The organism is Vagococcus silagei (genome assembly GCF_004795745.1).
Classification (GTDB): domain Bacteria; phylum Bacillota; class Bacilli; order Lactobacillales; family Vagococcaceae; genus Vagococcus; species Vagococcus silagei.
Genome location: NZ_SDGV01000015.1, coordinates 62221 through 87525, shown reverse-complemented (window position 1 = coordinate 87525; position 25305 = coordinate 62221). Strand labels below are relative to the sequence as shown.

24 protein-coding genes are annotated in these 25305 nt (G+C 34.7%); 4 read left to right on the top strand and 20 right to left on the bottom strand.

Translation table 11 applies throughout. The annotated features are described in order from the left end of the window. Positions 1-324 (top strand): transposase (locus ESZ54_RS06775; protein WP_162615058.1); only part of this gene is annotated, 324 nt, incomplete at its 5' end. A gap of 106 nt (positions 325-430) precedes the next feature. On the opposite strand, the gene ESZ54_RS06770 is transcribed toward ESZ54_RS06775, so the two are convergent. The 10 genes from ESZ54_RS06770 to ESZ54_RS06725 form a co-directional block, all read right to left on the bottom strand. Next, positions 431-1165, bottom strand: a complete 735-nt coding sequence (locus ESZ54_RS06770; protein WP_136136910.1) for a glucose 1-dehydrogenase — start codon at positions 1163-1165, stop codon at positions 431-433. A 91-nt stretch (positions 1166-1256) separates the two neighbouring features. Then, a complete protein-coding gene (gene hemH, locus ESZ54_RS06765) occupies positions 1257-2198 on the bottom strand; it encodes a ferrochelatase (protein WP_136136909.1) in 942 nt (313 codons plus the stop codon). 18 nt (positions 2199-2216) lie between these two features. After that, positions 2217-3356 carry a sensor histidine kinase gene (locus ESZ54_RS06760; RefSeq protein WP_136136908.1) on the bottom strand — a complete coding sequence of 380 codons (1140 nt, stop codon included), beginning with the start codon at positions 3354-3356 and terminating at the stop codon, positions 2217-2219. Next, positions 3349-4041 (bottom strand): response regulator transcription factor, encoded by a 693-nt coding sequence (locus ESZ54_RS06755; protein ID WP_136136907.1) that lies wholly within the window; start codon positions 4039-4041, stop codon positions 3349-3351. The genes ESZ54_RS06760 and ESZ54_RS06755 overlap by 8 nt, the downstream gene beginning before the upstream one ends. 17 nt (positions 4042-4058) lie before the next feature. Next, positions 4059-5057 carry a D-alanyl-D-alanine carboxypeptidase family protein gene (locus tag ESZ54_RS06750; protein WP_136136906.1) on the bottom strand — a complete coding sequence of 333 codons (999 nt, stop codon included), beginning with the start codon at positions 5055-5057 and terminating at the stop codon, positions 4059-4061. Between the two features lie 302 nt (positions 5058-5359). Next, positions 5360-6292, bottom strand: coding sequence for a D-alanyl-D-alanine carboxypeptidase family protein (locus tag ESZ54_RS06745; protein ID WP_136136905.1), 933 nt, complete (start codon positions 6290-6292; stop codon positions 5360-5362). Between the two features lie 139 nt (positions 6293-6431). Further along, positions 6432-8552, bottom strand: coding sequence for an alanine racemase (alr, locus tag ESZ54_RS06740; protein ID WP_136136904.1), 2121 nt, complete (start codon positions 8550-8552; stop codon positions 6432-6434). Then, on the bottom strand, positions 8549-9115 hold the full coding sequence (locus ESZ54_RS06735; protein ID WP_136136903.1) for a D-alanyl-D-alanine carboxypeptidase family protein: 567 nt from the start codon (positions 9113-9115) through the stop codon (positions 8549-8551). The genes alr and ESZ54_RS06735 overlap by 4 nt, the downstream gene beginning before the upstream one ends. Continuing rightward, the gene (locus ESZ54_RS06730) at positions 9105-10148 is read right to left on the bottom strand and encodes a D-alanine--D-alanine ligase family protein (RefSeq protein WP_136136902.1); all 1044 of its coding nucleotides are present in this window, start codon (positions 10146-10148) and stop codon (positions 9105-9107) included. The genes ESZ54_RS06735 and ESZ54_RS06730 overlap by 11 nt, the downstream gene beginning before the upstream one ends. 369 nt (positions 10149-10517) lie before the next feature. Next, the gene (locus ESZ54_RS06725; protein ID WP_136136901.1) at positions 10518-11459 is read right to left on the bottom strand and encodes a 2-dehydropantoate 2-reductase; all 942 of its coding nucleotides are present in this window, start codon (positions 11457-11459) and stop codon (positions 10518-10520) included. Between the two features lie 234 nt (positions 11460-11693). On the opposite strand from ESZ54_RS06725, the gene ESZ54_RS06720 reads away from it, so the two are divergent. After that, positions 11694-12584, top strand: a complete 891-nt coding sequence (locus tag ESZ54_RS06720; protein ID WP_136136900.1) for a LysR family transcriptional regulator — start codon at positions 11694-11696, stop codon at positions 12582-12584. A gap of 1 nt (position 12585) precedes the next feature. Here the strand turns inward: ESZ54_RS06720 and ESZ54_RS06715 are convergent, their stop codons facing one another. The 7 genes from ESZ54_RS06715 to ESZ54_RS06685 form a co-directional block, all read right to left on the bottom strand. Next, the gene (locus ESZ54_RS06715; protein ID WP_136136899.1) at positions 12586-13629 is read right to left on the bottom strand and encodes a PTS sugar transporter subunit IIC; all 1044 of its coding nucleotides are present in this window, start codon (positions 13627-13629) and stop codon (positions 12586-12588) included. A gap of 166 nt (positions 13630-13795) precedes the next feature. Further along, positions 13796-15112 carry a dihydrolipoamide acetyltransferase family protein gene (locus ESZ54_RS06710; RefSeq protein WP_136136898.1) on the bottom strand — a complete coding sequence of 439 codons (1317 nt, stop codon included), beginning with the start codon at positions 15110-15112 and terminating at the stop codon, positions 13796-13798. Positions 15113-15139: 27 nt separating this feature from the next. Continuing rightward, positions 15140-16126 carry an alpha-ketoacid dehydrogenase subunit beta gene (locus tag ESZ54_RS06705; RefSeq protein WP_136136897.1) on the bottom strand — a complete coding sequence of 329 codons (987 nt, stop codon included), beginning with the start codon at positions 16124-16126 and terminating at the stop codon, positions 15140-15142. Between the two features lie 29 nt (positions 16127-16155). Then, positions 16156-17142, bottom strand: coding sequence for a thiamine pyrophosphate-dependent dehydrogenase E1 component subunit alpha (locus ESZ54_RS06700; RefSeq protein WP_136136896.1), 987 nt, complete (start codon positions 17140-17142; stop codon positions 16156-16158). Positions 17143-17160: 18 nt separating this feature from the next. After that, a complete protein-coding gene (lpdA, locus tag ESZ54_RS06695; RefSeq protein ID WP_136136895.1) occupies positions 17161-18573 on the bottom strand; it encodes a dihydrolipoyl dehydrogenase in 1413 nt (470 codons plus the stop codon). A gap of 33 nt (positions 18574-18606) precedes the next feature. Beyond that, positions 18607-19683: a butyrate kinase gene (buk, locus tag ESZ54_RS06690; RefSeq protein ID WP_136136894.1), complete on the bottom strand. Its 1077-nt coding sequence runs from the start codon at positions 19681-19683 to the stop codon at positions 18607-18609. Positions 19684-19704: 21 nt separating this feature from the next. Next, complete coding sequence (locus ESZ54_RS06685) at positions 19705-20529, bottom strand: phosphate acyltransferase (protein ID WP_136136893.1); 825 nt, start codon at positions 20527-20529, stop codon at positions 19705-19707. A 415-nt stretch (positions 20530-20944) separates the two neighbouring features. Here ESZ54_RS06685 and ESZ54_RS06680 point away from each other — a divergent pair, with 415 nt between their 5' ends. Beyond that, positions 20945-21580: a pentapeptide repeat-containing protein gene (locus ESZ54_RS06680; RefSeq protein WP_136136892.1), complete on the top strand. Its 636-nt coding sequence runs from the start codon at positions 20945-20947 to the stop codon at positions 21578-21580. 49 nt (positions 21581-21629) lie between these two features. Further along, positions 21630-22475 (top strand): PhzF family phenazine biosynthesis protein, encoded by an 846-nt coding sequence (locus ESZ54_RS06675; RefSeq protein WP_136136891.1) that lies wholly within the window; start codon positions 21630-21632, stop codon positions 22473-22475. Positions 22476-22573: 98 nt separating this feature from the next. Here the strand turns inward: ESZ54_RS06675 and ESZ54_RS06670 are convergent, their stop codons facing one another. From ESZ54_RS06670 to ESZ54_RS06660, 3 genes are all read right to left on the bottom strand, one after another. Further along, entirely contained in the window at positions 22574-23506 is a 933-nt protein-coding gene (locus tag ESZ54_RS06670; protein WP_136136890.1) for a permease prefix domain 1-containing protein, read from the bottom strand. A 48-nt stretch (positions 23507-23554) separates the two neighbouring features. Further along, positions 23555-23884: a PadR family transcriptional regulator gene (locus tag ESZ54_RS06665; RefSeq protein ID WP_136136889.1), complete on the bottom strand. Its 330-nt coding sequence runs from the start codon at positions 23882-23884 to the stop codon at positions 23555-23557. Between the two features lie 387 nt (positions 23885-24271). Then, the gene (locus ESZ54_RS06660; protein WP_136136888.1) at positions 24272-25144 is read right to left on the bottom strand and encodes a GNAT family N-acetyltransferase; all 873 of its coding nucleotides are present in this window, start codon (positions 25142-25144) and stop codon (positions 24272-24274) included. Between the last annotated feature and the right edge of the window lie 161 nt (positions 25145-25305).

Sequence of the window (25305 nt, the reverse complement as noted above, 5' to 3'; positions counted from 1 at the left end):
CCACTTCAAAAATGTCGTGAATGTCCACTATTTCATGAAAAAATATGTCAGAAAGTAATAAAAATCAAACAAAGTAGTGATATACGAAAATTTAATCATCCTGCACGCGGAACAAAAGCTTGGGAAAAACTATACGCTAAACGAAGTGCAGTTGAAAGAGTGAATGGCTATCTAAAAGAACATATGAAATTAAATGATACGACACACTATCAATCAGAAATTGTTCAAGTGGAACTATTATTGATTCAACTAGCTTATAATTTAAAGAATTTTGCAGCACAACGATTGTCACAAGAGAAATATAGAAAAGAACTAGTCGCTTAACTTCAAAAAACAATGATTTTGAAATTGGTCGAGTGTTTACTTTTCTAAAAAGTGAATTATGAAATTAGCTCATATAGACTGTTTATGGCTAGTTTATTTATATTAATTATTGAGCTGTTAACCCACCATCTGCTACAAATTCAGCACCTGTCGAATAAGAAGAATCATCAGAAGCCAAGAATAAAACAAGATTAGAAATTTCTTCCGGTTGTGACACTCTTTTCATCGGAATAAATTGTGAAAATGCTTCAATCGCATCTTTTGAGTCCTCTTGCATAATCATTGGTGTAGCAATTACACCTGGGTGAACAGAGTTGACTCGAATATTTAACGGTGCTAATTGTAATGCAGCAGCTTTAGTAAAACCACGAACCGCAAACTTAGTATCCGTATAGCCAACTGCACCTCCGACTAATCCGTTGATTGAAGAAACATTGATAATACTACCACTACCATTCTCCTTCATCACTTCAGCAGCAAATTTTGTACCCATAAAAACAGAAAGTTGATTAATTTTATAAATTAAATTATATTTTTCAACAGTCATATCAAAAAGCGATTCATTCATTGAAATCCCAGCATTATTGACTAAAATATCCAAACGACCATACAGCTTCATTGTTTCATCAATAACATGTTTCCAATCATCTTCACTCGATACATCATGTTTAATAAATCGTGCTTCATGGTTTAATTCTTTTTCTAAAGCAAGTCCTACCTCTTCGTTAATATCAGTAAAGACAACTTTAGCACCCTCTTTTAAGAATAGACGGACATGCGTTTCACCCATTCCTTGAGCACCACCAGTGACAATTGCAATCTTTTTCTCTAATTTTCCCATGATACAAGCCTCCATTGTTTTTATTTGACAAACAACGCAACTATATCACAGAAACAATCAACAAAGCTAAGAAAACGCTTCATAAATATTCTTATTTTACCATTTCTTTCAAAATCTCAATAAAATCACTATCTGAATTAAAAGGATGAATGTAATTAAATTCAACACCACCGCTTTCCATAAAATAGCCATAATTTTCAACTTCGATTTCTTCAATTGTTTCAACACAGTCTGCGACAAATCCCGGCGTAATCACTAACACATTTTTTACACCTTGAGAAGGTAGCTCTTTCAACGTTTGATCTAGTGCTGGTGTTAACCATGGATCTGGTCCAAACTTTGATTGATAGACTTTTTTATACGGTACACCACATTCCCAATCCACAAAAACAGCTTGGGTTGTTGCTTCGCATTGTTCCTCGTATGGATCACCCTTCTTAACGTAAGAAACTGGGATACCATGATAAGAAAGAAGCAACAAATCAGGTTTATATGTTGCAACGCCAGCTTCAATTTGGCGACGTAACAAGTTTATATAACCTGGATGAGTCGCAAAGTCTTTAATAAAATTAAGCGCTGGTATATTTTCTGTTTTCAAATAATGTTTAAAAACAGCATCATAAATTGAAGCTGTTGTCGATGTTGAATATTGAGGATACATTGGTACAATTGTAATCTCTTCAACACCTTCTTTTTCAAATGCTTTCAATGACTGACTAATTGTCGGTTCACTATAAGCCATACCATATTTCACAACATCTTCAGGCATTATTTCTTGTAACCCAGCTGTTTGAGCTTTTGTATGAATTAATAAAGGTGACCCCTCATCTTGCCAAATACTTCGATACAATTCGGCTGATTTTTTAGGTCGTGTATTCAAAATAATACCATGTAGAATTGGCAACCATTGCCATCTCGGTTTATCTATCACGCGCGGATCGCCTAAAAACGCCTTAAGATAGCTACGAACCTCTTTTGGTTCTGGACGATCAGGCGTTCCGATATTTGCTAATAAAATTCCTTTTTTCCCCAACTTTTACACTCCATTCGCTCACTTTTCAATTTCATCAACTTCTGGTCGCCCTAATGGTAATTCCACAATAAACTGTGTCACATTTTGTTGACTGCTTGCAGAAATAGTACCATCATGCGCCGTAACAATCTCTTTGGCAATCGCAAGCCCAAGGCCAGAGCCACCACTTGCTGTTGAACGAGAATTATCTAAGCGATAAAATTTATCAAAAATACTTGTTAACTTTTCAGGTGGGATTGTGTTTCCCATGTTTGAGATGATAATTTTAACCGTTTCTTCACCACAAAAAGCCTCAACAGAAATCTCACTTTGATCAAATCCATAAGAAGACGCATTTTTTAACAGATTATTAAAGACACGTGCTAATTTAGGTGAATCCCCTTCAATCATTAATATTTCCGGTAAATTCAACGTAATTTGTTGTTCTTTCTTATCAAGAATTGGATAGAATTCTTCAACCATTTGATAGAATAATAAGTTCAAATTAAAGGTTGAGTAGTCTAACACAATTTTATGAAAATTAAATCGCGTAATATCAAAGAAATCATCGATTAAATACTCTAAGCGATAAGCTTTATCTAAGGTTATATTCAAATATTTCATACGAATCTCTTCTGTCGAATCATTTGTATCAACCAATAAGTTTAAATAGCCAATCACTGAAGCTAGTGGTGTCCTTAAATCATGTGCCAAATAAGTCACTAAATCTTTCGTTCGTTGTATTTCTTGAATCAACAATTCTTCATTTTTTAGATTTGTCAATTTCAACATTTCTAGTTGATTATAAACATCAATATATTCTTCATGGAATTTTGTTTCCTCATCGCCCAGAGAATTCGCAATCATTTTGGTAATATCTTGACGCTCTCTTTTTAATAAATATTGGCTAATAAGGTATGAAAAGAACGCCAACAAAATAATAAAAATGACACCTAAAACATAAAAAAACTTTTTAAAGTTAAGCCAATTGACACGAGAAACTTCATAATAAGTGCCATCACCACTATTTTCTGTGTTAAAACTGATAAAAAAATCATTAACTGCTCTGCCAATATACTCACCGACTGGCGTAAAGTTCCCAATAAAAAAGAGGAGTGCTACAAAACTGATCATAATCACTAGTAGCACTATAAGACGCCGCTTCGTTTTCTTAGTCAATTTTGTACCCCACTCCCCACACCGTTTTGATGTATTTTGGTTTATCTACTGCATCATTCATTTTTTCACGAATATGGCGAATATGAACCATTATCGTATTATTCGATGCTTCGAAATATTTATCTTGCCAGACTTCTTGAAAAATATCCTCAGAGGTTAAAGCCTTACCTTTATTTTCAAGTAAGTATTTTAAAATGCCAAATTCTTTTGGCGTTAAACTAATTGTTTCTTCATTCAATAAAACAATACGCTTGTCTGTATCCATATACAAACCCTTCGTCGATAGGACTGACGAGTTTTGAGCTGTTGTTGGATTGTACTGACTATAGCGTCGAACCTGCGCTTTAATTCGCGCCACAACTTCTAGTGGACGAAATGGTTTAGTGATATAATCGTCCGCTCCAATGGAAAGACCCGTAATTTTATCAATCTCATCATCTTTTGCTGTTAACATGATGACTGGATAATTATGAGCTTGACGAATCAAGCTCAAGAGTTCCAAGCCATCCACATATGGTAACATAATATCTAATAATGCGATATCAAATTCTTGCGTTTCAATCTGTTCTTTTGCTGCTTGACCATCAAAACAAGTTGTGACCTCGAAACCTTCATTTTTCAAATAAACTTCTATTAAATTAGTGATTTCTTTCTCATCATCGACTAATAAAATTTTAGGTTTCATCCTTTTTCACGTCCTTTTTATTTTACCCCAATAGATTCATAAATCTTTTTAGCATCAGTAACATTATGCTGAGTTCCATTTGGATCACCATCTGCACCTGTTGTAATGAGTAGATAACGTTCACCATTAATTTCAGCAATCGAAGCTAGGCATTGTCCAGCATCTTCCGTATAGCCAGTTTTACCACCTAGTAATTGTCCATTATTTAATGATAAATCATTCTTTTCATTTAAAAGTGTATGTTCTAAATGATAGCCATCTTTTTCTAATTTAGTCGGACTCGTCTGATATTCAAAACGAGTAAAAACATCTGCAAAAACAGGATTTTGCATTGCTACTTTTACCAACTTATTCAAATCTCTAGCTGTTGAGTATTGATTTGCTGAATCTAACCCAGTAGAATTTTCGAAATGTGTATTGTGTAGACCTAAGTATTGAGCATAATTATTCATCTCAGCGACAAAAGCTGCTTCACTTCCTGATAAATAGTTAGCCGTCAAAATTGCTGCATCAGCTCCTGAAGGTAAAATAATGGCATATGCTAGATCTTTTACTTTAATTGGATCATTTGCAACAAAACCTGAACGAGACGCGCCTTCAAGTGTTAAATCATCAATCGTTTTTTGTGACAAGACAACCGTATCCTCAATGTTTGGCGCTTTATCAAGTAAAACAAAAGCACTCATAATTTTAGTAAGTGAAGCTATTGGTACTCTTTTATCGGCATTTTTTTCTTCTAAAATTTGACCTGTATTCAAGTTCTCTAAAAGTATTTGTTGACTATAAATTTCTGGTTCTTTCTCTGCTGGTTTCTTTTCTGGTTCTTCAGTTATTTCTTTAGTTGATTCATTTGTTGCTGCTTTTGTGTCAGGCTTAGTTTTTTTTACTGTTTTCGGTTTCTCTTTTAAACGCACTTTACCAAGTGACGCGTCAGCTCCCTGAACGAAGCCAAAATAAAAGAGCCCTCCAACACCCAATGCTGCAATGATACTGATAACGGCTAATTTCTTTTTCATTTCTTTCACCTCATAATAAATTGTAAAGAAGAATAGAGGGGAGTATCTCTACATACTCTAGCTTTTTTCATAGGGAATTCCCTATGACTCTGGTTAAGTGTATCCTATTCCCCAAAGGGATTGCAAGAATTAGTTCTTAAAAAAACAAGCCTTTTAAGCAAACTTTAAAACTTACATTTAATAAACGACAGTTTTAAAGTTTACTCTCAACATAAAAGCTTATTAACAAAGGGTTTATAGCTTGTTCTTACTTTCACTAATTTATCACTATTTATAAAATAACAAGTTAAATAAAATAGTATTTATCTCTTAGGAATTGACTCAAAAATTGTATTCGCATCCGTCACATTATGTTGTTCACCTAGTGGTTCCCCTTTTGCTCCTGTTGTAATCAATAAATACATTTGACCGTTAATTTCAGCAATTGAGGCCAGACACTGACCTGCATCTTTTGTATAACCAGTTTTCCCACCCAACAAACGGCCATTATTAAGCTCTAAATCATTATTATCTCTTAATAAAGTATGTTTTAAATAATAACCTTCCGGAGTATAGTCAGTTGGTTTGGTATTATATTCAAACGTTGTAAAGACTTTATTGAAAATAGGATTTTTCATGGCTGCTTTAATTAGAATATTCAAATCACGAACTGTTGAATACTGTTGTCTAGTATCTAATCCTGTTGCCGTTTTAAAATGAGTATTTTTCATACCTAATTTTTTGGCTTCTTCATTCATCTCTTTTACAAAATCTGTTTCACTACCAGACACATGCTTAGCTGCCATAATCGCTGCGTCTCCACCAGATGGTAACATAATCGCGTAAACTAAATCGGTAATTGAAATATTATCATTTGCAACGAAACCAGCTAATGAAGCACCTTCGGCTGTCAATAAATCTAATGTTTTTTGATTCAATTCAACTGTATCTTGTAAATTATCTGATTTTTGTAATAAAGCATAAGCTGTCATAATTTTAGTTAAAGAAGCGATTGCTACTTTTTTATCACCGTTTTTTTCAAGGAGAGTTTCGCCGGTACTTAAGTTTTCTAAAAGAACTTGTTCACTGGCTACTTTCCCATTTAATTCAAGTTCAGCTGCTTTCATTTTTGTTGATTTTACTGTTAAAGGACTACTCCCAAAGAAAACTCGATTTTCTGACAAAACACCAAAATAAAAAATACTTCCTAAACTTAATACAACTAATAAACTCATGACTGTTAACTTTTTCTTCATTTTCCTCACCTCTTGACCTTAGTATAAAGAAATCTAGTCTTGAGGTTTTTAATAAAGTCTTGTCTATTTCTTATGTTTTCTTAAGTATTTGCTTAAGTTAAGGTAGGAAAAAAAGAGACCTTTTTCAGTCTCTTCTTGATTAAATAATTTTCGTTAAAAAACGATTACCTAAGCGACTCAAAGTTTCATTAGAAATGGTCTGAAGTTGGGTTGAAATTTCTTCAATATTCTTTAAAATTTCAACATAACATCGTGTTGGATCATTTTCTGCAGTTGTGAAGTCCACAATTAACATATCCATACAGATTCGGCCAACTATCGGATATTCTTGTCCATCAAACTTAACTTTAATAAATTGAGCTGCACCTCTCGAAATTCCATCGGCATACCCCAATGAAACAATTCCAATTTTTGAACCTTCGTTCATTTGACAGGTCTCACCATATCCAACTAAATCTCCTTTTTTCAGTTCATGAATTTGAATCACTTGACCTGAAAGTACCATAATCGGTTGCAACGATATTTTAGTATCTAATTTGGTTTCAATATCGCCAAAATAGCCATAGAGAAATAATCCAGCACGAACCATGTCGTAATGCATATCGGGGTAATTTACAATCGCATAGCTACTTTGTAAATGGGTCATTCCAAAATCCAGACCTCGAGCTGCTAATTGTTCTAAAACCCAATCATATCTTTCTTGTTGAGCTCTAACACGCTCGATGGCAATTAATGAATCATCATCTGCAGAACCCAAATGAGAAAAGATACCTTCTATTTTAAGTTGCTTAAATTTAGATAAAGAAATTATTTCTTCGATTTCATCCGCATCAAAACCCAGACGATGCATTCCTGTATCAACTTTGACATGCACTCGTAATGGCTGAATCGTTTGTTGCAACAATTGTTTCGCATGTTCTAAACTCACAATCGTTTGAAGTAAATCATAATATTGAATCTCTTTAACCAGTGAAGCATCAGTATAGCCAAGTATGAGAATACTCCCTCTAACGCCACCTTTTCGTAAAACAATGCCTTCATGTAATGTTGCAACACCAAAATCAGTTACCCCTGCCTTTTCAAGAAGCAAAGCTACTTCAACAGCATCTGTTCCATAAGCATTTGCTTTTACAATCGCCATCACCCGTTGAACATTTTCAAAAGATTGAATTTGAGTTAAATTTGCTAAAAGTGCTGTTTGGTCTATTTTTTTAACGCCTCTTTCAAGACTAATTTGTTGTAAACCTTTTTTTTGACGCATTCGCCGAACTTTAAATTTTGCTATTAATAAATCAAAAATAACACTACTCACAATTGATAGTAAGCTTACAAGCACAAAAACAAAGAAAGCAGGTATTTTTATCGATAAAACTTTTTGAATCACAAAGAAAATATAAATCCAATAGGGATGAACAAGATAAACCCACAATGTTAAATGACGATATTTTTTTATTTTATTTTCAATGTTAATCGTCAATAAGTATTGAAATAAACAAATAGAAATAAATGGTAATGTTAAATACATCGCATCATGCTTTTCCAGTTGATATAAATGTACCAAACTACCTTCTGCAACAATCAATAGTACCCAAAAAAGTGTGAAATGGTTTAACCACTGTATTTTTCGTCCATACATTAAGGCACCTAATAATAAGAACAATGGGGTAAAGAAGACACCATTTCTTGTCGTCCCAAAAACCATGAGGATAAAGTCAATCGCTGCAGTGGAATGAAAAATACTTTTTAAGAGAAAGTAATAGGTCTCACCTAGCGTTCCAATTACATACAGTACGCCAGTAATGATTAAAACACTTTGACTTGGCAGTCGTTTTAACAGCCAAAGTAAAAGTAACATCCCCACTATCAAGCCAGGAAAATACCAAAGATGATACATAAAACCACCAAATAATATTTCTTGAACTATTTTGAAAAAAGACCATTTGGCAATTTCTGGTTGAGTTAAATAAATCAATGGCGCATAACCTAAAACAACAAGGCCATATACTTGTAACCATTTTTTTAGACTTATTTTGATACGTTTTACATTCGTATAGTTGCGTGCTTTTAGGTAAGGTCCTAAGACATAATAACCTGTCACAAGTAGAAAAAATGGTACCGCAATTCTAAAAATAGTCAATGTTATCAATTCGTCACCTATAAATTTTCCTAAGAAATGAAAGGGAAAAGTATGAATTGCAATGACCATCAATGTACTCACCCAACGAAAATAATCTAAACCTGCTTGTGATTTTTCTTTCATTGAACACCTGCCCCTAACTGCAGCACGTATTCTTCTAAGCAAAGATCGAGGGCTTGCATTTTTTTACTGTGCTGACGCCCTACATAACGAAAATGCCATGGCTCATAACTGATACCTGTCAAATGCTCTTTTCCTTCAGGATAACGTTGAATAAAACCAAAATCACTCATTTTTGTTAAAAACAGTTGCACAAGCTTGTTTTTTTGCCAATCAAATTCAGGTGAAATTAAATGTGTTTCATTTGCTAAACTTGTGGTTAAATCAACAGCTAGACCTGTATGATGCTCACTACACAATGGTTTGGCGACATATTTTTTTGTATAAGTCATACCAAATTCTTTAACCGAAGTATCATATAAGAGCTGTTGCTCCTCAATGCTTCTAAAACCATTCACTAAACGAATCGATTGTTGCCCATCAATTTCATTTAATAAGGCCATTAACTTTAGGTGCGTTTGTTCTTCCAAATAGACATTATCACGACCTAGAATCAGTTGACCCGGTTGAAAAAATCGTGGTAATGGTTGCTCTTGATTGACGAGAATTAAATAATTATTTTTCATATAAATCACCTTCCTGATGATTATTCAAAAGAATGGTCAAAATTTCAGTAAAAGTAATTCCTGTCGTCGCCATCATCATTGGAAATCTTGAATGTGCTGTAAATCCAGGGAAAGTATTCACTTCATTCAAATAGATAGCACCATCTTCTGTCACAAAAAAATCAAAACGAGATAAATCACGACAGCCATATTCTTTAAAAAGAAGCACTGCTTGACGCTTTACTTCTGTTATTATTTCAATCGGTAATTTTGACGGTTGTTCTATGGTTGTTTGTTCTAAATTATATTTCTCAACAAAATCAAAAAACTCCGTTTGCAGTTCAATTTTATCTAAATTACCAACCAATAACTCATCTTTATTTTGCAAAATACCACATCCAACTTCAACTCCAGAGACTGCTTCTTCAATAATAACTTGCGCATCATACTCAAAAGCTAATGCAATGGCTTTTTTTACCTCACTTAACTTTGAAACTTTACTAATCCCAATTGATGAACCACCCTTTAACGGTTTAATAAAAAGTGGGAATTGCCAATCATTAAGTTCTTTACTATCGAAATCAGCTTCAGAAACGATTACTGATTTAGTCGTTTTAATGCCTACTGATTTTGCTATTTGATGAGTAAATCTTTTATTAAAACAAACCAAATTAGCCTCAGTTTGACAGCCAATATAGGGAATAGCTAATTGATCTAAGATCATGCCTAAAACACCATCTTCACCATACTGACCATGAATAATCGGAAATGCCAAATCAATCTTAATCCAAGTTTTTGTATGCTCATACAAAATGCCAATTTGCTCACCACCAAGCATCACCGTCAAACGATTTTCCTCTCGTTCCCACAATGAGTCATCCATCGGAGAAACATCAGCTGGAACCAAGTACCACATTCCTGATTTAGAAATCCCAATCTTAATAACATGCCCCTCTTGTTTAGGTAAATGCTCAATAATACTCGTAGCCGAAGTAAGTGACACCTCATACTCAGTCGACGCCCCACCAAAAATTAATCCCAAAGTTTGTTTCATTATCTTTATCTCCTTTAATCCATTAATTTATCAAATACATGATTCATAAAAATCTTACTCAATTCCAAGAACAAATTTTTATAAACGATATTATTTTTTCCTTAAGAATAATTAAGATTAAGGAGGGTGAGGTGAGCGGTTTGGGGCGAACAGTAAGACGAGCTTAGTAATCAGACGGTTTATGTCTGAATACTAGAATTGGCTTGGTGCTGAGCTCCAGCTCACAGAACCCGGACTAGAGGAGGGTGGAAAAGGCGCTTTGGGATGAGCAGTAAGACGAGCCTGATAGTCTGAGATTTTTGTCAGACTCATATAAGCAACACAAAAAAGCTCCCCATCTCTGGAAAGCTTTCTTTCTATAATATTAGACTATTTTGCGCCTAAGATTTCTTCTTTAACATGAATTAATTGAGTTAAGAACGCGCAATATGGTGTTGAAATACCAAATTCTTTTCCTTTACGTACAATTGCACCATTGATGTAATCAATTTCAGTTAAACGATTATTTATGATTAAATCTTGATACATTGAAGGATGGTGTAAACCAATTGTTTCCGGATCATAACATTTTTTAATTTGAGCTAAAATAGCTGGTTGATCTAGTTCAATATTTTGAGCTTTGGCAACTGTCACAAACTCAGTCACAATTGCTTCAACAATATCATCCGCATATGTTGTGCCACCAAATTCAGTCATATTACTATTTAACATTGTACATAAACCGTTCATTGTGCCGTTAACACAAGCTTTACGATAGATTGATGCTAAAATATCCTCAGAGAAATTGGCATGTAATTCAGCTTCACTTAAAACTTTTGTAATCTCTTTAGCAGCTTCTTCTTTACCAGCTCCTAAGTTTTGTAAATCTAATGAACCACTACCAAATAAAGTCACACGACCTGGGCCATCCATTCCGGCTGTCCACATTGTATTACCAATGAATATATTTTCAAATTTCACATAATTTTTGATAATATCCTCATGTCCGATTCCGTTAAGCAAACATAAAACTTTTGTTTCTTCGGCTAAACATGGTTGTAATGATTTTAACATTGTTTCCAGTTGCATCGCCTTTGTAAATAGAATCACTAAGTCAGCAGAAAAATCAACATCTGCTAAATCATCTTGATGATATGCTGGTATTTTTTCAACGACTTCTTCCCCATTTAAATTGGCTTGTAAGCCGTCGTTATTAATTTTATCAATATGTTCTTTCCACCCATCTACTAAAATCACGTCATTTCCTGATCGGTGTAGCATCAAGCCAAAACGACTTCCCATTGCTCCAGAACCTGCAATAATAATTTTCATATTGTTCCCCGCCCTCTTTCAAAAAATTTAACTTAAGATACTTTCGAATGTAATGAAACTTACATTCTATTTTCTTTTTTATTTCAAAGGAAAAACATAATGGTTTGTGATAAAATAGAGTCAAATCGTTTTACTATTTACTGAATTATTTTATGAAATACCGCTTATGCCAGTAAGCGTTTTTTTTCACGACATACTTTATGTTTTCCCTAAAAAAATAAAAAAGGTGATTGAATGAATATTCAGCAATTAAAATACTTTATTGAGGTTGCCAACACAGAAAATTTATCTGCTGCAGCAAGAAACCTCTTTGTCACTCAGCCGACTCTCTCATTGGCTATAAAAAAGATGGAGAGCGAACTCAACACCGCACTGTTTAACCATACAGATAAACCGTTTCAACTCACGGATACAGGTGTCTATTTATACGAAAATGGGCAAAGAGTCGTCAACGAATTCGATGACCTTGTCACCCAAATTTATAATATGAATGAAACACCAAAAAAGAAGCAAATCAGACTTGGTATGACCACTTTGTTTGCTGTGCAATTCATGAAAGAAATTTCGCAATTTCTCGCGTCTCATCCAGAGACAGAATTAATCATTAAACAAGAAGGTTCTCCAGTACTTCAAAAAATGCTTGAGCAAAATGAAATTGATATTGGTTTGATTTCATTTCCGAATCTTTATCCAGAAACGCTATCGATGGAACCTCTTGAAACGACAAACAAAGGGTATCATGTTCATGTCGTCATTCCTGAAGATAATCCGTTATCAACACGAAGTGAGCTGACCTTTAAAGATCTTAAAGGACAACGTTTTTCATCCCTATCAACTAATTTTATGATTGGCCGTTTACTTGTTGATCGCGCAAGAAATTATGGTTTTGAACCTAATATTGTGCTTTATAATGATGATTTACAAGTGCTTATTCATAGTGTCAAAAAAAATAATTCCATTTGTTTATTGCCTATCGAATATTACGAAGTTGGCAAGAGCGATAACTTAAAATGGATTCCGTTGAGAGATAAATTTGATTATTTCCCAATCGGAATCGCATTAAGAAAAGATTATCATCTTACTGAGGACTTAAGTGAATTCATTGATATTATCAAAAAGAATTAGCTTATCCTTGGTAAGCAAAGACTACTTTACTATCATATAGTTTTAGGACTTTCTCGAATAAGAATTTTGAGAATAGACCTGCCACGATTGGTACAACAAACCAGCAAAGTGCTACGTAAAGAATGTTTAATCCTGCATCAAGAGATGCTAAAGGTCCAACTAATCCTACTAAACCGAATCCAGCTGATTGTGGTGTTCCTGAAATATTCAGTAATGCCACAGGAATTGCTGAGATTGTTGCTGTAAATAAACATGGTACTAAGATAATTGGATACTTGAATAAGTTAGGCATCATCATCTTCATTCCACCTAGAGAAATCGCTAATGTTACCCCTGATTCATTTACTTTCCAAGAATTAATTACTAAAACAATTGTTGTTGCTGCAATACCCATTGCACCAGCACCTGCTGATACACCGTTTAATTGAATCGCTAAACCAATTGCTACTGTTGTAATTGGTGAAATAATTAAAGCTGCAAATGAACAAGCAATCAAAATACTCATTACAATAGGTTGGAAGTCTGTAAAGTTGTTAATCACTTTACCGATTGCAACCGTAATTTGCGTTACGTAAGGATAAGTTAGCATACCGATTAATCCAGCGCCCACACCAACAACGATTGGTAACGCGATAATTTCAACTGAACCAAATTTACTATCAATCCACATTAACATTAAAACAGCAATTGAAGCTGTAATCATAATGTTGATAATGTCTCCAGTCCCTTTTCCAATGAAACCGCCAACTTCCGCATCAAACTTAATCACGCCAGATCCAGCAAATGCTGCGCCTCCAGCAATCATCATTTTCGCAGGTGTCAAACCAAATTGGTAAGCAATTAGTGCTGAAATAATTAATGGTGTTGCAATTTGGAAAATTAATCCAGCATTAATAATCATTTGAATAATTTCAATATCAGCAAAATATTTTAAAATAGCACCTAAAACAGCATTTGGGATTAACGCAATAATTGTACCTTGAGCCGTACCTGCTAAAACTTTATTTAGAAAAACTTTTGGTGTTAACTTTGTCTCTGTTGTCATAGTAAATACCCCTATATATTTATTTTTTTCGATAAACAACAATAATTTTAAAAACAAATGTACTTCTTTGAGAATAAATGCACATGGAAAATCAAAATTAAAATATTAGAGGAGGCGCGTCCATCCGAGGACAGACGGCACCCCTAATATGTAGGTCTAGCTTATTTTAGTAGATATCTGATGCTGCTGAGAAGCGAGCAAGGTTTTCTTTAATATCTTTCAAGAATTGACTAGCTTGTTGACCATCTAAAATTCTATGGTCAATTGATAGACATAGGTTAACCATGTCTGCTGTTTTAAATCCGCCATCAGCCGTTGGTACAATACGTTTATTGATTGATTCAACTTGCAAGATTGCAGCTTGTGGGTGGTTAATAATTCCCATTGATTGAACTGATCCTAATGAACCTGTGTTGTTCAATGTAAATGTTCCGCCTTGCATATCTTTACTAGCTAATGAACCTTTACGTACGTCACCAGCTAAACGGTTAATTTCTTTTGTTAAACCAGCTAATGAATAGTTATCTGCATTGTGAATAACTGGAACGAATAAATGTTCGTCAGTTGTCACAGCGATTGACAAGTTAATATCGTTATGGTAAATAATGTTACCATTATCCCATGATGTATTAATTTTTGGATTTGTTTTCATTGCTTGAACAACAGCTTTAGCAAAGAATGGGAAGAAGCTTAATGTCATACCTTCACGTTGTTTGAAGTCATTTTTCACTTCATTACGTAATTTAACAATGTTTGTTACGTCAGCTTCAACCATGATCCATGCGTGAGGTATTTCGTTCACGCTTTGTACCATTTTCTTAGCAATTGCTTTTCTAACACCGTCAGCTGCGACAACTGTATCGCCTGAAGTTGTTGCAACTGGTGTTGCTTCAACAGCTGGAGTTGATGCTGCTGGTGCAGACGTTTCAACAACTGTAATTGTTTCTTGAACTGGAGCTGCTGCAACTGGTGCCGCACCTGGAGTAAAGTTAAGAATATCTTTACGAGTGATACGTCCATCTTTACCAGTACCTACAACTTGCGCTAAATCAATATTTTTTTCTTGAGCTAAACGCATAACTGCTGGTGAGAAACGACCTGATGCTTTACCTTGAGCAACTGGTGCTACTGGAGCTGGAGTTGCAACTACAACTGGTTCCACTGCTGGAGTTGGAGCTGGAGCTGGTGCTGCTGCTTCAACTTTTACTTCTTCAACAACTTCAACTGGATCTTCTTCAGCACCTTCAACGTCTAAAGTCATGAATGGTGTACCGATTGGCACATCTGTATCTAATTCGATTAAATGTTCTTTTACAACACCATCAAAGTCAGATGGTACTTCTGTAGTTACTTTATCTGAAACAACCTCTACTAATGGGTCGTAACGTTTAACTGTATCTCCTGGTTGTACTAACCATTGAACGACTGATGCTTCTGTAACACTTTCACCCAAGTTGGGCATTTTAATTTGTTTGATTGCCATGATTTTTTTCCTCCTAAAATACTAACTTTAAAACTCTGCTAATTCTCTCATTGCTGAAATAACTTGTTCTTCATTTACTAAGAACTCACGCTCAAGTGGTAAAGCATATGCCATACTTGGTGCGTCTGGTCCAGCTAAACGTTGAATAGGAGCATCTAAATCAAATAATGCGTCTTCAGCGATCATTGCTGCGATTTCACTCATTACTGTACTTTCTTTATTATCTTCTGTAACTAATAGAACTTTACCAGTTTTCTTAGCTGCATTAACTAAAGTTTCACGATCTAATGGATATAATGAACGAACGTCAACTACTTCTGCATCAATACCTTCAGCTGCTAATTTTTCTGCTGCTGAAATTGCATATTGTAACATCATACCGTAAGCGATAACTGTAATGTCGCTACCTTCGCGAACAACGTTAGCTTTATCGATTGGTACAATATAATCATCAGTTGGAACGTCTGCTTTTAATAGACGGTATAAACGTTTGTGTTCGTAGAAGATAACTGGGTCATCACAACGAATTGCAGCTTTAATCATACCTTTTGCATCATATGGATTTGATGGTGTTACAACACGTAAACCAGGTTGTCCAATAAATACTTTTTCAGTAGATTGAGAGTGGTATAGTCCACCACGAACTCCACCACCGTAAGGCGTACGATAAACGATTGGTGCTGTCCAGTCACCTTTAGTACGGTAACGTAAAGTACGAGCTTCTGATAAAATTTGGTTAGTTGCTGGTAAAATGTAGTCCGCAAATTGGAATTCACCGATTGGACGGAAGCCTTTAAGACCAAGACCTACTGCTAAACCACCGATTAAACCTTCAGTTAATGGTGTGTTGAAACAACGATCGTCACCATATTTTGCTGCTAATCCTTTTGTAACTCCGAAAACGCCACCTTTATCTCCACCAACGTCTTCTCCAAAGATAACAACTTTTTCATCTCTAGCCATTTCTTCAGAAATACCTAAGTTAATTGCTTCTAAATATGTCATTTCTGCCATTGTCATTCATTCCTCTCATTGTCTCTAAATTATTTAGCGTAAACTTCGTCTAATAATGTATCTGCTGCTGGTTCTGGCATTGCTTCTGCTTCGTCAGTCGCTTTGTCAACTTCAGCACGAATTTCAACATCGATTGCATCGATTTCTTCTTGTGTTAAGTAACCTTCTTTAATCAATTGTTTTTCAAAGTCAGTCAATGGATCTTTTTCTTTCATTGATTCAATTTCTTCTTTAGAACGGTAGATAGTTTGATCATCATCAGCAGAGTGAGATGTTAAACGAGATACCATAAGTTCGATTAATTTTGGTCCTTTTTTGTTACGTGCATCTTCAACTGCTTTTTTGAATGTTAAGTAAACTTCTGTAAAGTCATTTCCGTCAACTGTGATTCCTTCAAATCCGTATCCAACTGCACGATCTGACATATGTTTGTTTGCATATTGTTCATCAATTGGTGTTGAAATAGCGTAAGCATTGTTTTCTACTACAAAGATTACTGGTAATTTTTTAACTCCTGCAAAGTTCATTGCTTCTTGAACTTCACCTTGGTTGGCAGAACCTTCACCAGTTGTTGTTAAAGCAACATAGTCTTTATTTTCTAATAAAGCAGCGTAACCAACACCTGTAGCTAAAGGCATTTGTGTACTTACTGTAGAAGAGAATGAAACAATGTTATGTTCTTTTGAACCATAGTGATTAGGCATTTGACGACCATGAGAAGATGGGTCAGCGTCTTTACCAAATGATCCCATAAGGATATCTTTTGATGACATTCCCCAAACTAAACATGCAGTCATGTCACGGTAGTATGGTAAGAAGTAGTCTTTTTCATGATCAAAAGCCATTGCCATTGCAACTTGTGCAACTTCAGCTCCTTGACCAGAGATGTTAAATGAAGTTTTACCAATACGAGTTAATTGCCATAGACGTTCGTCTAAACGACGACCTCTCAATACTTCACGATATGCTTGAACGATTTGTTCTTTTGATAAACCTGATTTTTTTAACGTTTTCATTATTCATCAACCTTTCTTCTATTTATGAATTGCTTTTTTATATGAATCCAATGCTGCTTCTTGAATTACTTCTGATAAAGTTGGATGTGGATGAATCGCTTCACCAATTTCAATTGGAGATGCATCTAAGTAAACAGCTGTACTTGCTTCAGAAATTAAATCTGTCGCGTGAGGTCCAATGATTGAAACTCCTAATAAATCATCTGTTTCTTCGTCACGAATAACTTCCACAAACCCTTCATTGGCACCGTAAACTAATGATTTACCATTGCCAGCAAAACTGAATGTACCAATTTTAACTTTTTTATCTGCAGGTACATTATCTTTAACGTAACCAACACTTGCGATTTCTGGGTTTGTATAAACGCCACGTGGTACGTTTACATAGTTTAATGGCTCAACTGTCTCACCTAAAATGTGACTAACAGCTAATTCGCCTTCTTTCATTGCAACGTGTGCAAGTTGCATTGTATCAATACAGTCACCTACAGCGTAGATATGGCTTTCAGTTGTTTGATAGAATTCATTCACTTCAATACCTTTTGGTTCGTATTTAACAGAAGTATTTTGAAGACCAAATCCTTCAACTTTAGGCGCACGGCCGATTGCAACCATAACTTTTTCAACTTTCAAGTCATCTTGACCCGCAATTTTAACATCAATTGCTTTTTTCTTAACGTCAGCACCTTGAACTTCAGCTTTAAGCATTACTTTGATGCCGCGGCTTTCTAGGCTCTTCTTAAGTTCACGAGAAACAGTTGAACTTTCATTAATTAATAAACGGTCTAAGAATTCAACGATTGTAACTTCAACACCTAAACTGTTCAATAATGATGCCCATTCAACACCAATGACACCACCACCAACGATTGCGATTGATTTTGGTAATTCTGCTAATTCAAGCATGCCATCTGATGAAAGAATATTTTCTTCATCAAGAGGTAGACTTGGTAAAGTTCTAGGAGTTGATCCTGTAGCGATAATGACATTTTTCGGAACGATGATTTCTTCTTCTTTACTCTTGTCATTAAATGTAACAGCTACTGCACCAGAAACTGGTGAGAAGATTGATGGTCCTAAGATTGCACCTTCACCTTCTAAAACTTTAATTTTGTTCTTTTTACATAGTCCTTCAACACCTTGATGTAATTGATCAATAATTGATTGTTTACGATCTTGGATTGTTTTGAAGTTTACTGCGTAATCAGAAACATTGTCGATCCCGAATGTCGCTGCGTCTTTGATTGTGTCATAGACTTCTGCACTTCTTAATAATGCTTTTGTTGGAATACAGCCACGGTGTAAACAAGTTCCACCAAGTTTGTATTTTTCAACGATTGTAACGCTTAATCCTTTTTGAGCTGCACGAATAGCTGCTACGTAGCCACCAGTACCGCCACCTAAAATAAGTAAATCTGTTTGTTCTGCCACTGTTTCTTCACTCCCACGTCTGTAAAGTTTAGACTATTGTCCAACTTCACCGTAATTTAATGCTATTTCTTCACCATTTAAGACACGTAACGCACCTTCATTTAAAGCTTCCATTTCAACTTCGCCCGGGAAAGCTTTAACTGGAGCAATCCATTCAACATATTGGCTGATTTTACCTAAGATATACTCTGAGTAAATTGCGCCACCTGTTAAAACGATGTAATCCACTTTTCCTTTTAGCACAGCTCCCATTTCACCAATGTTTTTGGCTACTTGGTAACACATGCCGTCTAAATAGTATTGTGCTTCAGAATCACCAGCTTCAATACGTTTTTCTACTTCACGTAAATCTGTTTCACCTAAGTAAGATTTCAAACCAGCATTGCCGGCAATCATTTTCTTAACTTCTGGAATTGACATATTATTTGAAGTGATTAATTCTGCAAAATTGATAAGTGGTAATGTACCACTTCTTTCTGGTGAATAAGGTCCTTCACCATCTAAACCATTGACAACATCGACCATCTTACCGTTTTGGTGAGCACCAATACTGATACCACCACCTAAGTGAGCAACGATTAGAGAACTTTCATCATATTCTTTGTTCTCAGATTCAACGGCACGTCTTGCAACAGCTTTTTGATTTAAAGCATGTCCCACACTACGACGATTAATTCCCTTAAGACCTGAAATTCTTGCTAGATCATTCATTTCATCAACAACCACTGGGTCAACGATAAATGATGGAATATCAAATTTTTCAGCAAGTTCATACGCTAAGATCCCGCCTAAGTTTGATGCGTGTGTGTTGTATTTTTCTGTTCTTAAATCTTCTAACATCTCTTCATCTACACGATAAGTCCCACCTGGAATTGGTTTTAATAAACCTCCACGTCCAACAATTGCTACTAACTTACTTTCCAATTGATGTTCGTTAATAAAAGCTTCAATCATGTTTTTACGAAATTCAATTTGGCTAATGACACCGTCAAATTGACTCATTTCCTCAACTGAATGTCTTGATGTCTTTTCAGCGATCATTTCAGTTCCTGAGAAAACTGCTAACTTTGTTGATGTTGAGCCTGGATTAATAACTAAAATTGCTTTCATCTACGTTCTCCTTTGTTCCTTTTAAACTTGTTTCATTGCAAACTCTAATGAGTGAAGTTTACTTTCGGTTGAGTCACTTCTTGACGTTAAAACAACTGGAACTTTTGTTCCAACGATTGTTCCGCCGACTTTTGCTCCGCCAAATATAGTTAATGATTTGTACAAGCTGTTTCCAGCATCGATTACTGGAACAACAATAATGTCCGCATCTCCCATAATTGGTCCTTCATAACGTTTGTGCTCTACAGCGTCCTTTGATAATGCCAAATCAAGTGAGATTGGACCAAAGACTTTACTTGTTTCATCCGCTGCAAAATGTTCAGTTACTGCTTTTCCTAAAACTGATGATGGCATTTTTGGATTGAAGTTTTCTGCTGCGCTAAGTAGTGCAATCTTAGGTTGTTTCAAGCCGATTTTGTTTGCCACACCTTGAGCGTTTTCGACGATTTTGATTAAACTTTCTTCAGTCGGTGCAATATTCATTGCGCAATCTGTTAATAAAAACGATTGACCTGTTGCTGGAATATCTACCATTGCAACGTGTGAAAGGATTGATTTTTCTTTCAAATCGTACTCTTTCTTTAAAAGTTCTTTTAGAAGAGTATGTGTTTGAATAATTCCTTTCAAGAGAATTTGAGCGCCACCTTCAGCTACTAGTGTAACTGCTTTCTTAACGATTTCTTGCTCGTCTTCACATTGGACATATTCCCAAACTGTTTCATCTGCAATGTTATCTTTTGTATCAAACACAACAAATTTTAATTGGTTCTCATGACGCGCATGTGCTTCTTTGACAAGAGCTAAAATCTCTGGCTGAGACCCGCCAGCTACTGAAACTGTAATCAATTTCGTTCACCCCATCTTTATTGTTCTTCTTTACACCACCACAATAACCCGTTTTGAAAGCGCACACAAATTGATTTAATTTATTTCGCTATTAGTTATTTTTATACCTCTTGTAAACGTTGACAATACAACGTTACAGAAGAAACAATTTTGTTTTTTAGTCTTTTACACTTTGTGAAAAAAGTAAATTTTACCTAAATACCGGAGGATTAAAAAAGTAAATCTTATAATTTCATGAGAAAAAGTAGCATTTCAGGTCATCACAGGCGATCTGTGTAGTCCGCAAATTTTTTTAGCAATTAACGTTAATGCCAAATCGGTCAAAATTCCTCTCATCATTTTTTAAGAACAGTTTTTTTAACTGTGCTAAAATACAGGTATCACAAAAACTTTATTAAATAAAGGAGTTTTCAACATGAAAAAGCCAAAAATAAAAATTGATACCCTTGAGTCTACTTCTTTCTTTACGATTCTTGATCATGAAGACTATTATTTGGAGTATGCGAAAATCGAAAAGGAAGTCGTTGAGGAGCTAAGTATTGAACGACCAGTCTTTAATGAAGTGCTGTTTAAAAATGTTGTCTTTAGTCGTAATGATTTTAAGAAAATCGAAATTACCGATTGTATCTTCCAAAATTGTGATCTTTCAAATTGTGATTTATTTGAAGGCAGTATCCATCGTGTCACTTTTAATAACTGTAAAATGATGGGAACCAACTTCAGAAAAAGCTACTTTATTAATACAGAATTTAACGCCTGTCTCATGGACCTTTCTAACTTTAGCGAAACCAAACTCAAAGAAACTGTTTTCGATGAATGTAGTTTGATTAGTTCCGACTTTATTGATAGTGAATTTAAAAAATCACAACTATATAAATGCAAATTGGATAAAGCGAATTTTTTTGATACTAAATTAAAGGACTTAGCACTTAATACTTGTGAGTTTGAACGCTTTGATACTCAAATCGAAAATTTAAGAGGCTGTCACATTAATGCTGAACAAGCACTATATTTTTCGATGGCCTTTTTAAATGTCAAAATTGTCGATTAATGCTTGATACATGTTATACTTTTATTTGCATATGAAAGGAAGATGATAAATGGAGATATTAGTTTATGTCGCCAGTGCTTTTAGTAAAAATAATCAAGGTGGCAACAAAGCTGGCGTTGTTTTAAATGAACCAACTCTTACAACAACACAAAAAATGGCGATCGCGAAACAATTAGGTTACGCCGAGACGGCTTATATTACAGACTCAGAAGTGGCTGATTTTAAATTGGAATACTTTACACCTAAAGAAGAAGTTGATTTATGTGGGCATGCCACCATTGGTTCATTTGCCATTTTGATGCACTTAGGACAATTAACAAAAGAAGAATATACAATTGAAACGAAGAGTGGCGTTTTAACAATATCGATTAAAGATGGGATGATTTTCATGGAACAAAACAAACCTAGTTTTTATGATGTTATCGATCCAATCGAATTTGAAGAATGCTTTGCTATAAATAAAATTAATACCGCATTTTCAATTCAAATTGTTTCAACAGGATTACGCGATATTTTAATTCCAATTAAGAGCGACACTTTATTACACGATCTAAATCCTAATTTTGATAAAATTAAGGCGATTAGTGAAAAATACGATGTGGTTGGTACGCATCTCTATACATTTGATGATGATCGTATCATCTGTCGTAACTTTGCACCCCTCTATGAGATTGACGAAGAATCAGCAACAGGGACCTCAAATGGTGCCCTAGCAAGCTATCTATATACAAAACATCATATCGAAAAAGATTTATATGTGTTTGAACAAGGTTATGCCTTGAATTCGCCTTCTGAGATATTAGTGAAATTAGAATCAAATATGGAAAAAGAAATCGAAAAGGTTTACGTTGGTGGTAAAGGCTACTATAGCGAAACAAAGAATTTAACTGTTTAATAGTAGTAAACACAAAAAAATAAGCATCAGTTACAAAACTTGTCATCCAAATTTTGTAACTGATGCTTTTAAATTTTATGTGTAAATAATCGTTATCGTTAGTTTTCCCAAATCTCACTTAAAATACCACCAACGGCAAAAACAATCCATGATGCCGCAAAACCACCGGGTAGAAAGAAGCCCCATACAAAGAAGATAACGGTCACAATTGGCCAAAAAATACTATCAATTTTCTGGTTACGTTTCACTTTTTTTAGTTCTGCTTCAGTTGGTTGTTTTAATAAAGCTTTACTTAATAAAGTATTATATGTTCCTTGAATCAAGCCACTATAGATAAAGAGAAAAACACCAGCTGAAGCGATAATGAAACCAGCGGATAAACTTTTTTCCACCAACGTATCATTATTTTCACTCAATGAGAAAAAAATCACTGGTAATAAAGCAATAATACAAATTGAGACTCCCGCGACCATACTAAAAATAAACGTTTTTTCAAAGGCTTTCTTTTTTTCTTCAATGACTTGACGCGTTTGGCCCGTAATAACAAATGGTTTTTCTAAATAGTCATAACGATTATTTTGCATGCCAGCAACAATAAAAAATCCTGTTCCCACCGCTGCCGCTAAAAGTAATCCCACCGTTCCAATCGCTAAATGATTAAGTGCTTGAAACCACATCATGATCGCCATGCCAATACAACAAGCAATCACACCAATACCAACTTCAAGACCAATCTTGCGTTTAGCCTCAACAATTTCAAGCGCGCCACCCAAATCAATTACTGGAAATTGTTCCGTCACTTCTTCATTTTTTTCTTCAGAAGCATACTCCATCTCTTCTAAAACTTCATCGATATTACCAAATTCTGAAATAACTTGCCCAACTGCTTCATTTTCAGTCATCCCTTGCGCTTTCAATTCATTGTATTTATCTTCCATATTCGCTAAAATATCGGTTTTCAATTGACGCATTTCAAACGTTTCTGGCAAATTAATAAACATGGTTTCTACATAATTAATAATTGTATTCATCTTTTCAGCTCCTCCATTATTCTTATTCTACACGCTTATTTATTAAGTTTATTCACTCTGGCCTAAAAATACTTCAACCACCTCTTGCGTGATCTGCCATTCAAGACGTTTTTCATCTAAAAAATCTAAGCCTTCATCAGTAATATGATAATACGTTCTTTTCTTACCATGCGTTTCATCGCCTGGATAAGATTCAATCAGCCCTTTTTTCTGTAAACGCGTAAACGCTGAATAGAGTGTCGTTTCTTTAATAATATATTTTTCATTAGATCGTTCGCGAATTGTTTTTGAAATTTCGTAACCATAGGAATCTTCTTCTTTTAATAGGGTCAAAATAATGGAATCATTATAACCACGAATAACATCACTACTAATCAACTCATCACCCCTTTTACTCCGATAGATATACTACGTCTCTCGTTGTAAATTTATTTTAGCACTTTTACTACGTCTGTTCAAGTAATTATTTCTAATTTAGTTTTATTATAAAGATTAAGCTTTTTTTAAACTTTTCTTCCAACTTTAATCATTTTTTCTTACCAAACTTTCAACAACTTTATTTTATACTATGTTTATAGTAATTGATGTGGATGAACTTGGTGTTTCACTTGTTTCTATGAGGTAACGAAGAGTTTATTTCATAATTTTTAAAAGGTGTAGGTTCGACTCCTACCATCCACGTAGAAAAACAAAAATTAACATCACCTTATAAATTGAAATGACGCGCTAGGCTAAAGCCTAACGCGTCATTTCTGTTTTTTTGTTCTATGAATGGTTAAACAAAGGAAACTTTGTTATATCTTGCGGAATTTGAGACTTACTCTTAATAAAAAGCGCATCATCGTCATCACTAAAGTTTCTCCGTGATATTTTTAAACCTTCTCGATCTTTAACTGGAAAATGAAAAATAATCTCTTCAATACCTTCAAGAGGCAACGCTGCAATGATCGCTTTTAATTGAATTGGTGTTTGAGCTAACACATCATAAAGGTGTAATTGTGAATCATCTATTTCAAAACAGACAAAACATGACAAGTCCGGCGCATAATAGATTATTTCACTAAATACTAGTTGATAATAAAACATGGATAATGCTTGATGGTTCTCAATCGTCATCTCTAAATGATCAGTATTTCTTGCTTTTACAAATACTTGAAGTTGCGCCTGAACTTCTTCAAAAGTTACTTTTTTAAGATGACTTGTGCTCGACTGACCACTTTCAACTTGATAACGATCTATGGTTTCTGTTTGGCGCGTAAAACCAAATTTAGGATAAAAATCAAGGACTGATTCATTCGCAAACAAGTAGATAAAATCAGTGGTATCTTCATAATCTGCCATGATTTTTTCCATTAGTTTTCTTGCTAATCCTTGACCTCGTGCACTTGTTTTAGTCATCACCGTTCCAATTTGTGCAACTTGATAACTTGCATCTTTCGTTTTTAAAGTCCCTAAACTAACTGATACATTGGCTAAAACTTCTCCCTCTTCAACGACTGCATAAGGAATGTATGTTTGATCCCAATATCCTGTATTCATCCAGGATGAAAAATTAAAACCAAATGTTTCTTCTGCCAGTTGATTAAATGAAGTTAATAATCGGTCGTCCGTTCTAAAATTTTTAATAATTTTCTGCATCTTAATTCCTTCTTTCTATCTTTTTAAATTTATATTCAATTATCCTGTGCCGTTATGAATGAGCCTCACCTCCAAATAAACAGAAAAAAGCGTGGCAAGAAATAGCTTTCTTGCCACGCTGAATGAAAGAGTCTTCTGACTCTTTCTTTTCACTAATGGTT